General features: G+C 71.7%; 7 protein-coding genes. 2 read left to right on the top strand and 5 right to left on the bottom strand.

Translation table 11 applies throughout. The features are described 5' to 3' along the window. Positions 1 to 2,011: NB-ARC domain-containing protein (locus tag GUY60_RS26565; protein ID WP_161702207.1), on the top strand; the 2,011-nt coding region annotated here is incomplete at its 5' end. Between the two features lie 64 nt (positions 2,012 to 2,075). On the opposite strand, the gene GUY60_RS26560 is transcribed toward GUY60_RS26565, so the two are convergent. The 5 genes from GUY60_RS26560 to GUY60_RS26540 form a co-directional block, all read right to left on the bottom strand. Continuing rightward, the gene (locus tag GUY60_RS26560) at positions 2,076 to 3,227 is read right to left on the bottom strand and encodes an XdhC family protein (RefSeq protein WP_161702205.1); all 1,152 of its coding nucleotides are present in this window, start codon (positions 3,225 to 3,227) and stop codon (positions 2,076 to 2,078) included. Between the two features lie 73 nt (positions 3,228 to 3,300). Next, complete coding sequence (locus GUY60_RS26555) at positions 3,301 to 4,740, bottom strand: NCS2 family permease (protein ID WP_161702203.1); 1,440 nt, start codon at positions 4,738 to 4,740, stop codon at positions 3,301 to 3,303. 266 nt (positions 4,741 to 5,006) lie between these two features. After that, on the bottom strand, positions 5,007 to 7,400 hold the full coding sequence (pucD, locus tag GUY60_RS26550) for a xanthine dehydrogenase subunit D (protein WP_161702201.1): 2,394 nt from the start codon (positions 7,398 to 7,400) through the stop codon (positions 5,007 to 5,009). 2 nt (positions 7,401 to 7,402) lie between these two features. Further along, positions 7,403 to 7,999 (bottom strand): (2Fe-2S)-binding protein, encoded by a 597-nt coding sequence (locus GUY60_RS26545; RefSeq protein ID WP_161702199.1) that lies wholly within the window; start codon positions 7,997 to 7,999, stop codon positions 7,403 to 7,405. A gap of 2 nt (positions 8,000 to 8,001) precedes the next feature. Beyond that, positions 8,002 to 8,898, bottom strand: a complete 897-nt coding sequence (locus GUY60_RS26540; protein WP_161702197.1) for an FAD binding domain-containing protein — start codon at positions 8,896 to 8,898, stop codon at positions 8,002 to 8,004. Between the two features lie 274 nt (positions 8,899 to 9,172). Between GUY60_RS26540 and GUY60_RS26535 the strand changes: the two genes are divergently transcribed. Then, on the top strand, positions 9,173 to 10,855 hold the full coding sequence (locus GUY60_RS26535; RefSeq protein ID WP_161702195.1) for a PucR family transcriptional regulator: 1,683 nt from the start codon (positions 9,173 to 9,175) through the stop codon (positions 10,853 to 10,855). The last annotated feature ends 164 nt before the right edge of the window (positions 10,856 to 11,019 follow it).

Below are 11,019 nucleotides of genomic sequence, written 5' to 3'. Positions count from 1 at the left end.
CCCCCGCGACATCCGCGACTTCACCGCCCGTGGCCCGGCCCTGGACGGCCTGCTCGCTCTCGCGGACGGTGCCGACCCCGCGTACCCGCCGGTCGCGGTGATCTCGGGGCAGCCCGGTCTCGGCAAGACCTCTCTCGCCGTGCATGCCGCGCATCTGCTCGCGTCGCGCTTCCCCGACGGGCAGTTCGCGCTCGACCTGCACGGCATGAGCCCGGAACCGGCAAGGCCGCGCGACGCGCTCGCCCGGCTCCTGGCCGCGCTCGGCACCGCCCAGGGCGCGATCCCGACCGGCACCGACGACCGTGCGGGCCTGCTCCGGTCCGTGCTCGGCGACCGCCGCGTACTGCTGCTGCTCGACAACGCGAAGGACGAGTCCCAGGTCCGGCCCTTCCTGCCGGGCACCGGCACCTCGCTGACCCTCGTGACGAGCCGGCACGCCCTGGCCGGTCTCGAAGCGGTGCACCGGACCGACCTGGCCGTGTTCCGGCGCGAGGAGTCGGTCGAGCTGCTGAGCCGGGTCATCGGCCCCGAGCGGGTCGGCGCGGAGTCACAGGCCGCGCGTGACCTCACCGACCTGTGCGGGCAACTGCCGCTCGCCGTACGGATCGCCGGGCAGCGGCTGCTCGGCCGGCCGCGTGAACGCCTTGCCAAGCTGGTCGGCCAACTCGCCGCGGAGGAACGGCGGTTGGACACATTGCAGGCCGGGGATCTGGGCGTACGGGCCGCGTTCGCGCTCTCGTACCGGCAGTTGGCCCCGGCGACGCGGACGCTGCTTCGCCGGGCCGCCCTGGCCGCGGGGCCCGACTTCAGTCCCAGGACCGCGGGGCTGCTCGCGGGGCTGCCGTGCGGGCGGGCCGCCGACGGGGTCGAGGAGCTGGTGGAGGCGGGGCTGCTGCAGCCCGACCCGGTGGCCGACCGGTACCGCTTCCACGATCTCCTGGCCCTCTTCGCCGGGGAGCAACTCGCCGCCGAGGACGGCCCCGAGGAGTGCGCGGCGGCCGAGGACCGGACCGCGCGCTGGATGCTGCGCCGGGCGACCGCGGCCGCGCGCCGCTTCGACGCCGACCGGCACCTGGACGCGCCCGACGACGACCCCGAGCCCGCGAGCGCGCCGGCCGGTCAGGACGAGGCGGCGGCCTGGCTGGAGGCGGAGCGGAACGAGTGGCTGGCCGCGCTGCACCGGGCCGCGCGGACCGGGGACCACCAGCGGGTGGTGGACGCGGCCGAGGCCATGCACTGGTTCTCCGACCGGAAGCAGCACTGGGAGCTGTGGGTGGAGGTGTTCCGGCTCGCCGTCGACGCCGCCCGCGCCCTCGGCGACCGCTCCGCCGAGGCGGCCCACCTCAACCATCTGGCGTGGGCCTGCAACGTCTGCGTGTACGACCACCACGCCGCCCTCGACGCGGCCGACACGGCGTTCGAGGTGGCGGGCGCGGCCGGGGATGAGTTGCAGACCGCGTGGGCGCTGGGGCACGGGGCCGGGGCACTGCACCGGATGGGCCGGATCGCCGAGTCCCAGGAGCGGCTGCGGGACGCGGCGGACCGCTTCGGCGCGCAGACCTCGCCGCAGGCGCGGCTCGGCGAGCTCACCATCCTGAACAGTCTGGGCAACCAGCTGCGCCAGTCGGGCCGGGCCGATGAGGCGCTGGAGATCCACCGGCGCGGCGAGTCGCTCTGCGCCACCCCGGTGCCCGGCGAGTCGGCCGAACTGATGGGCCTGTACCGGGCGGTGGCGCGCCACCAGATCGGCAGCGACCTCGCGGAACTCGGCCGCTGGGGCGAGGCCGAGACACCGCTGCGGCAGGCGCTCGGCCACTTCGAGGCCGCGGGGATGCCCGCGTGGAGCGAACCGGCCCGGCTCGACCTCGGCCGGGTGCTGAGCCGCCTCGCCCGTTACGAGGAGGCCGGGCAGGCCCTGCGCACCGCCCACGGCGCGCTCGGCGAACTGAACAGCCCCCGCCTCGCGGAGGCGGAGGCCGAGCTGCACACGCTGGCGGAGCTGGTCGGCTGATCCCTTGGGCCGGGCTGAGTCCGGCCCCAGGTCAGGGGCCAAGTGCGGGGCGGGGCAACGGCATTCAGGCCACGGAGCCGATGCGTCCGGTCGGGGGCTGCGTGCCGTCGTGGTGGATCGGGGTGTGCGCGCCGGTGAGGGAGACGCCGCTGCCGCCGCGCCGGTTCGCGACGATCTCGGCGGCGATGGACAGGGCCGTCTCCTCGGGCGTACGGGCGCCGAGGTCGAGGCCGATCGGGGAGCGCAGGCGGGTCAACTCGAGCTCGGTGATGCCGATTTCGCGCAGCCGGCGGTTGCGGTCCTCGTGGGTGCGGCGGGAGCCCATGGCGCCCACGTACGCGACGGGGAGGCGCAGGGCGAGTTCGAGCAGCGGCACGTCGAACTTGGCGTCGTGGGTGAGGACGCAGAGCACGGTGCGGCGGTCGACCTGGGTGCGCTCCAGGTAGCGGTGCGGCCAGTCCACGACGATGTCGTCGGCCTCGGGGAAGCGGGTGCGGGTGGCGAAGATCGCGCGGGCGTCGCAGACGGTGACGTGGTAGCCGAGGAACTTGCCGACGCGGACGAGGGCGGACGCGAAGTCGATGGCGCCGAAGACGATCATCCGGGGGGCGGGCACGGACGATTCGACGAGCAGCGTGAGGGGGCGGCCGCAGCGGCTGCCGTCCTCGCCTATCTCGACGGTGCCGGTGCGGCCGCCGTCGAGCATGGCCACCGCCTCGGCGGACGCGGTGCGGTCCAGCTCGGGGTGGCCGCCGAGGCCGCCCTCGTACGTACCGTCCGGGCGGACGAGGAGGGCGCGGCCGAGGAGGTCGGACGGGCCGTCGGTGATCCGCGCGACCGCCGCCGCCTCACCAGAGGCGGCGGCGGCCAGCGCGGCCGCGAACACTCCCCGTCCCGGAGCGCTCGCAGGTATCGGGGTGACGAGGATGTCGATGATGCCGCCGCAGGTCAGACCGACCGCGAAGGCGTCCTCGTCGCTGTAGCCGAAGCGCTCGACGACGGACTCGCCGTCTTCGAGCGCCTGCTGGCACAGGTCGTACACGGCGCCTTCCACGCACCCGCCCGAGACCGATCCGATGGCGGTGCCCTCGCTGTCCACAGCGAGTGCGGCACCTGGCTGACGGGGACCGCTGCCGCTGACCGCCACGACGGTGGCGACCGCGAAGTCACGTCCCTGCTCGACCCACCGGTTCAGTTCCTCGGCGATGTCCAGCATGTCGGCCTCCTTCAGAAACGATACGTGGGACGGGTGCGGGAAGGCAGTCCCGCGAACCCGGTCCGGTCGGGCGCTAGTGCCCGGATCCGGTGGCGAAGTAGAAGATGAACACACCCGAGAGAATCCACATGAAGATGCTCGGGTCCCTCCACTTGCCCTGCGCGAGCTTGATCGCGCAGTAGGCGATGACGCCGCAGCCGACACCGGCGGTGATGGTGTACGTGAACGGCATCAGGACGACGGTGAGGAACACCGGGGCGGCGATGGACCAGTCGGTCCAGTCCACGTGCCGGGCGTTCTGCAGCATCATCGCGCCGATGACGACCAGGGCGGCCGAGGCCACCTGGTTCGGGACGAGCTGGGTGAGCGGCGTGAAGAACAGACACGCGGCGAAGAACAGGCCGGTGACCGTGGCGGACAGGCCGGTGCGGGCACCTTCGCCGACGCCGGACGCCGACTCGATGAACACGGTCTGGCCGGAGGCTCCGGCCACACCGCCGACCGCGCCGCCGGCGCCGTCGATGAACAGGGCCTTGTTGAGGCCGGGCATCCGGCCGCGGTCGTCGGCGAGCTTGGCCTCCTGGCCGACGGCGATGATGGTGGCCATCGCGTCGAAGAAGCCCGCCAGGACCAGGGTGAAGACGATCATGCCGACGGTGGTGGCGCCGAGCTTCTCCCAGCCGCCGAACTCGATGTCGCCGAAGAGGCTGAAGTCCGGCATGGAGACGACGCTGCCGTGCAGGGCCGGGGCCTTGCCGCCCCACGCCTTCTCGTCGATCAGCCCGGTGGTGGTGGCCACGACGGAGATCACGGTGCCGACGACGATGCCGAGGAGGATGGCTCCGGGCACCTTCCGGGACTGCAGCATGAAGATCAGGATGAGCGTGAAGGCGAACAGGGCGACCGGCCAGCCGGTCAGGTTCCCCCCGACGCCGAGGGTGACGGGCGAGCCCTTGCCCGGGCCCACGAAGCCGGCGTTCACGAAGCCGATCATCGCGATGAAGAGTCCGATGCCCATGGTGATGCCGTGCTTCAGGGGCAGTGGAATGGCGTTCATGATGACTTCTCGTACGCCGGTGGCGACCAGAAGCATGATCACGACGCCGTAGATCACGCACATGCCCATGGCCTGCGGCCAGGTCATGTCGGGGGCGACCTGCGTGGACAGGACGCCGGAGACGCTCAGGCCCGCGGCCAGGGCCAGCGGCACCTTGCCGATGATGCCCATCGCGAGGGTGGTGACCGCCGCGGCGAGAGCGGTGGCGGTGATCAGGGCCGGCTGGCTGAGCTTGTTGCCGAGCCCGTCCTCACCGCCGAGCAGCAGCGGGTTGAGCAGGAGGATGTAGGCCATCGCCATAAAGGTGGTGATGCCGCCGCGCAGTTCGCGCGGGATCGTCGATCCTCGGCTGGATATGTGGAAATACCGGTCGAGCCAAGACTTGCCGGCGGGAACACGCGAGCCGTTGCCCGCGTCCTCCGCCACAGTCTTGGGCTCCACTGACGACTGGGTCATGGGGCCTTCTCCCAAGGTTCACAGGGGCATCCGCACGCACTCCTGGGCTGCGGAATTTGGGAACTTCATGGCTGCACGACCCGGGGGACGGCCCGAGACGAACGGTGGGGGATCCGGGGGGACAAGGGGGAGCCTGTCCCCCCGGAAACCGCTTCAGTTGGTGCTGGGGTTACTGCTGGGATTGATGCTTTGTGACCACCACAGGGACGGTCACGGTGACCTGCGGGGTCGCCGCGGCTTCGGAAGAACCGCGGCGCCCCGGAAGATCACGTACCGGTGAGGTGCTCAGGGCGTACCGGTGTCTTGTTGAGCTCCAGGCCCGTCGCGTTCCGGATCGCCGCGAGGACGGCCGGGGTGGACGACAGGGTCGGGGCCTCGCCCATGCCACGGAGGCCGTAGGGCGCGTTCGGGTCGGCCAGCTCGAGGACGTCGACGGGGATGGTCGGCGTGTCGAGGATGGTCGGGATCAGGTAGTCCGTGAAGGAGGGGTTGCGCACCTTCGCGGTCTTGGGGTCGACGACGATCTCCTCCATCACCGCGACACCCAGGCCCTGGGTGGTGCCACCCTGGATCTGGCCGACGACGGAGAGCGGGTTGAGGGCCTTGCCGACGTCCTGGGCGGTGGCGAGCTCGATGACCTTGACCAGGCCGAGCTCGGTGTCCACCTCGACGACGGCGCGGTGCGCGGCGAACGAGTACTGGACGTGGCCGTTGCCCTGGCCGGTCCGCTTGTCGAAGGCGACGGTCGGACGGTGCCGCCACTCGGCCTCGATCTCGACGGTCTCGTCCTCGAGCAGCTCGGCCAGGTCGGCGAGGGCCTCGCCGCCGTCGGTGACGACCTTGCCGCCCTCAAGGAGGAGTTCGGCCGTGGCCCACGCCGGGTGGTACGAGCCGTACTTGCGCCGGCCGATCTCCAGGACCTTCTCGCGGACGAGCTCGCAGGAGTTCTTGACGGCGCCGCCGGTGACGTACGTCTGGCGGGACGCGGAGGTCGAACCGGCCGAGCCCACCTGGGTGTCGGCGGGGTGGATGGTGACCTGCTGGACGCCGAGCTCGGTGCGGGCGATCTGCGCGTGGACGGTGATGCCGCCCTGGCCGACCTCCGCCATCGCGGTGTGCACGGTCGCGACGGCCTCGCCGTTGATGACCTCCATGCGCACCTTGGCGGTGGAGTAGTCGTCGAAGCCCTCGGAGAAGCCGACGTTCTTGATGCCGACCGCGTAGCCGACACCGCGGACGACGCCTTCGCCGTGCGTGGTGTTGGAGAGTCCGCCGGGCAGTTCGCGTACGTCGGCGTCGCCGTCGGCGATCTCCCACTGGCGCTCGGGCGGCAGCGGGCGGGCCTTGACGCGGCGCAGGATCTCGGCGACCGGGGCCGGCGAGTCGACCGGCTGCCCGGTCGGCAGGAGCGTGCCCTGCTCCATGGCGTTGAGCTGGCGGAACTCGACCCGGTCCATGCCCACCTTGTCGGCGAGCTTGTCCATCTGGGCCTCGTAGGCGAAGCAGGCCTGGACGGCGCCGAAGCCGCGCATCGCGCCGCAGGGCGGGTTGTTGGTGTAGAGGGCGACGGCCTCGATGTCGACGTTGTCGATCACGTACGGACCGGCCGACAGGGACGAGGCGTTGCCGACGACCGCCGGGGAGGCCGACGCGTAGGCGCCGCCGTCCAGGACGATCTTGCACTTCATGTGCGTGAGCTTGCCGTCCTTGGTGGCACCGTGCTCGTAGTAGAGCTTCGCCGGGTGGCGGTGCACGTGGCCGAAGAACGACTCGAACCGGTTGTAGACGATCTTGACCGGCTTGCCGGTGCGCAGCGCCAGGAGGCAGGCGTGGATCTGCATCGAGATGTCCTCGCGGCCGCCGAAGGCACCGCCGACGCCGGAGAGCGTCATGCGCACCTTCTCCTCGGGCAGGCCGAGGACGGGGGCGATCTGTTCGAGGTCCGAGTGCAGCCACTGGGTGGCGACGTAGAGGTCGACGCCGCCGTCCTCCGACGGCACCGCGAGGCCGGACTCCGGGCCGAGGAAGGCCTGGTCCTGCATGCCGAAGGTGTACTCGCCCTTGACGACGAAGTCGGCCTTCTTGGCAGCCTCTTCGGCGTCGCCGCGGATGATCGGCTGGTTGTGCACGATGTTCGGGTGGGAGACCCACTTGATGTACTCGTCGTCACGGCCCTCGTGGACCAGGACCGCGTCGGGAGCGAGCGCGGAGGCCTCGTCGGTGATGACGGGCAGCTCCTTGTACTCGATCTTGATCTTCGCGGCGGCGCGACGGGCGGTCTCCGGGTGGTCGGCGGCCACGAGGGCGACCGGCTCACCGTGGTGCCGGACCTTGCCGTGGGCGAGGACCGGGGTGTCCTGGATCTCCAGGCCGTAGTTCTTCATCTCGGCCGGCAGGTCGTCGTACGTCAGGACCGCGTACACGCCGTCCATCGCGAGGGCCTCGGCCGTGTCGATGGACACGATCTCGGCGTGCGCGACGGTGGAGCGCAGCGTCTGGCCCCAGAGCATGTCCTCGTGCCACATGTCCGAGGAGTACGCGAACTCGCCGGTGACCTTGAGGGTGCCGTCGGGGCGGAGGGTGGACTCGCCGATGCCGCCCTTGTTGTGCTTCTGGGTGACGTCGGTGGGTGCACCGGTCGTGGTCTTGGTTCCAGCCATGATCAGACCGCCTCTCCCTGACGGGCCGCAGCCAGGCGGACCGCGTCGAGGATCTTCTCGTAACCGGTGCAACGGCAGAGGTTGCCGGAGAGCGCCTCGCGGATGTCCGCGTCGGACGGCGACTCGTTGCGCTCCAGGAGCTCGTCGGCCGCGACGAGCAGGCCGGGGGTGCAGAAACCGCACTGGACGGCACCGGCGTCGATGAACGCCTGCTGGACCGGGGACAGTTCGCCGCCCTCGCCGGTCTGCGAGTCGGTGCCCTTGGCCTGCCACTGCTTGGCGTCCTGGAGGGACGTGCCCTGCTCGGAGCCACAGGCGCCGGAGGCGCAACCGCCGTGCTCGGCGCGCTGCTTGGCGAAGTCGGCAAGGCCCTCGACCGTGACGACCTCGCGGCCCTCGGCCTGACCGGCGGCGACGAGACAGGAACAGACCGGCACGCCGTCGAGGCGGACGGTGCAGGAACCGCACTCGCCCTGCTCGCAGGCGTTCTTGGAACCCGGCAGGCCCATGCGCTCACGCAGCACGTAGAGGAGGGATTCGCCCTCCCAGACGTCGTCGGCTTCCTGCTGACGGCCGTTGACCGTGAAATTGACGCGCATTGTCACGCAGCTCCTTCCGCGCCTCGGCCCTTGCCGCTGCGGTACGACTCCCAGGTCCAGCCGAGCGTGCGACGGGCCATGATGCCCACGGCGTGCTTGCGGTAGTTCGCGGTGCCGCGGACGTCGTCGATCGGGTTGGCGGCGCCGGAGCAGAGCTCGGCGAACTGCTTCGCGACCGACGGGGTGATGATCTTGCCGTTGTCCCAGAAGCCGCCCTCTTCGAGCGCGGCGTTCAGGAACTCCTCGGCCGCCTTCGCCCGGATCGGGGTGGGGGCGGCGGAGCCGATGCCGGTACGCACCGTGCGGGTCTCGGGGTGCAGCGCGATACCGAAGGCGCACACGGCGATGACCATGGCGTTCCGCGTACCCACCTTGGAGTACTGCTGCGGGCCGTCGGCCTTCTTGATGTGCACCGACTTGATCAGCTCGTCGGGCTCGAGGGCGTTGCGCTTCACGCCGGTGTAGAACGCGTCGATCGGGATCAGCCGGGTGCCTCGGGCCTGCGACTCGACCTCGACCTCGCAGTCCGCGGCGAGCAGCGCGGGGTGCGCGTCACCGGCGGGCGAGGCGGTGCCGAGGTTGCCGCCGACGCCGCCCCGGTTGCGGATCTGCGGGGACGCCACGGTGTGCGAGGCGAGCGCGAGGCCGGGGAGCTCCGCGCGCAGATTTTCCATGATCTTGGTGTACGGCACGGAAGCGCCCAGCTGGACGGTCTCCGCACCCACGTGCCAGTCCTGGAGCTCGGTGACGCGGTTGAGGTCCAGGAGGTACTCGGGGCGACGGTGGTCGAAGTTGATCTCGACCATCACGTCGGTGCCACCCGCAATCGGCACAGCGGTGGGGTGCTCGGCCTTAGCGGCGAGCGCCTCCTCCCAGCTGGCGGGGCGAAGGAAGTCCATGAGCGTGGCTCTCTTCTTGGTATCGGGTCGTTCGTTACGAGCCAGGGGCCTCGGCCCTCGACCGGCTCGTTCATGTGCTGTTCACGCTGAATGGCGTTAGTACACCCGTCGGCACCCTCCGGGGGTCAGTCACCAAAACCATGAAGGAGTTGGCTGGTGACCCACCCCATCTTGTAGATTCGTATGAAAGGCATGGCTCAGCAATCCCTACGAATTCCAGCTGACACCCAGGCCAAGATCAACGACAAGTTCGAGACAGGATCGGCGGCGACACATGCGGCTGCGCGCATTGCTGGAGACCGACGCGCTGGGGCTGCGGCTGCTCGGCGGCGAAGAGGAGCTGGACCGGACGGTTCGCGGGGTGATGACCACCGACCTGCGCGACCCGAGCCGGTACCTCTCCGGCGGAGAGCTGGTCCTCACGGGCCTTGCCTGGCGGAAGGACGCGGCGGACTCGGAGTCGTTCGTCCGCATCCTGGCCGCCGCGGGTGTCGCGGGCCTCGGCGCCGGTGAGGCCGAACTGGGCGCGGTCCCGGACGACTTGGTGGCCGCCTGCGTACGCCACCGGCTGCCGCTGTTCGCGGTGAACGAGCAGGTGGCCTTCGCGACCATCACCGAGTACGTGGTCCGCCAGGTCTCCGGCGAGCGCGCGGGCGACCTCGCGGCCGTCGTCGACCGGCACCGCCGCATGATGACCTCGGGCCCGGCGGGCGGCGGCCCGGACGTGGTGCTCGACCTGCTCGGCTCCGACCTGGACCTGCGCGCCTGGGTGCTCTCCCCGGCCGGCCGGCCCATCGCGGGCTCCAGCGGCGCGGGCAACGCACCGCTGCCCGCGCACGTCTGCGCCGCGCTCGCCGCCGAGCACCTGGCCGCCTCCCGCACGGGGCGCCGCGCCCCGCACCGGGTGACCTCGCACGGCGCCACGTACTCGCTGTTCCCGGTCCGCAGCAGCGGCCGTGGCGGTGGTACGGCGGCGGCGCGCGACGTACGCGAGACGGTGCTCTCCGACTGGCTCCTCGCGGTCGAGGCGGACGCCGGTGACTGGCCGGAGGAGCGCCTCGACCTGCTGCAGGGCGTCACCCAGCTGATCTCCGTGGAACGCGACCGCCGCGACGCGGCCCGTACGGTACGGCGCCGCCTCGCCCAGGAAGTCCTTGAGCTGGTCCAGACGGGCGCGGCACCCGCCGAGATCGCCGCCCGGCTGCGGGTCGCGGCCCCGGTGCTGCTTCCCGGCCTGGGCGCGGCCCCGCACTGGCAGGTCGTGGTGGCCCGGGTCGAGTGGGAAGGCGGCGAGATCGAGGGCGGCCCGGTCGCCCAGTCGCTCCTGGAGGAGATCCTCGTCGACCCGCTCGCGGCCGGACCCGAGCCCTCCGACCGGATCGCCGTCGCGCACACCGGCGACGAGGCCATCGCGCTCGTACCGCTGCCCGCGGTCGCCGCCGACCACGACGGCGCCGAGCCGGGACTGCTCGCGGACAGCCTCCTGGAGACCGTCCGCGACCCGCTCTCCGCGGGCCTCGACGGTGACGGCCGGCTCACCCTGGGTGTCAGCGCGTCCGTGCACTCGGCGGAGGGGTTGCGGGGCGCCCTGGAGGAGGCCCGGCACGCCCGCCGAGTGGCCGCGGCCCGCCCCGGCCGCGTCTGCGCCGCCGGCCACCAGGAACTCGCCTCGCACGTGCTGCTCCTGCCGTTCGTCCCGGACGACGTACGGCGCGCGTTCACGGCCCGCCTCCTCGACCCGCTCCGCGACTACGACCGCCGCCACCGCGCGGAGCTGATCCCCACCCTGGAGGCGTTCCTCGACTGCGACGGCTCCTGGACCCGCTGCGCCAACCGCCTCCACCTGCACGTGAACACGCTGCGCTACCGGGTGGGCCGCATCGAGCAACTCACTGGCCGCGACTTGTCGCGCCTGGAGGACAAGTTGGACTTCTTCTTGGCGCTGCGCATGAGCTAGGCCAAGCCGGGCTTCTTCCCCTCCCCGCCCCTTCCCGAAGTCCTGCCGGACGGGCCTCCTCAAACGCCGGAGAGGCTGATTTCACCAGCCCAAATCCAGCCCCTCCGGCGTTTGAGGAGCGGGGGTCCGGGGGCGGAGCCCCCTGGGGGTGCACTGGTCGGGGG

Source organism: Streptomyces boluensis, assembly GCF_009908195.1.
GTDB lineage: Bacteria > Actinomycetota > Actinomycetes > Streptomycetales > Streptomycetaceae > Streptomyces > Streptomyces boluensis.
This window is presented reverse-complemented; position numbering and strand designations above follow the sequence as displayed.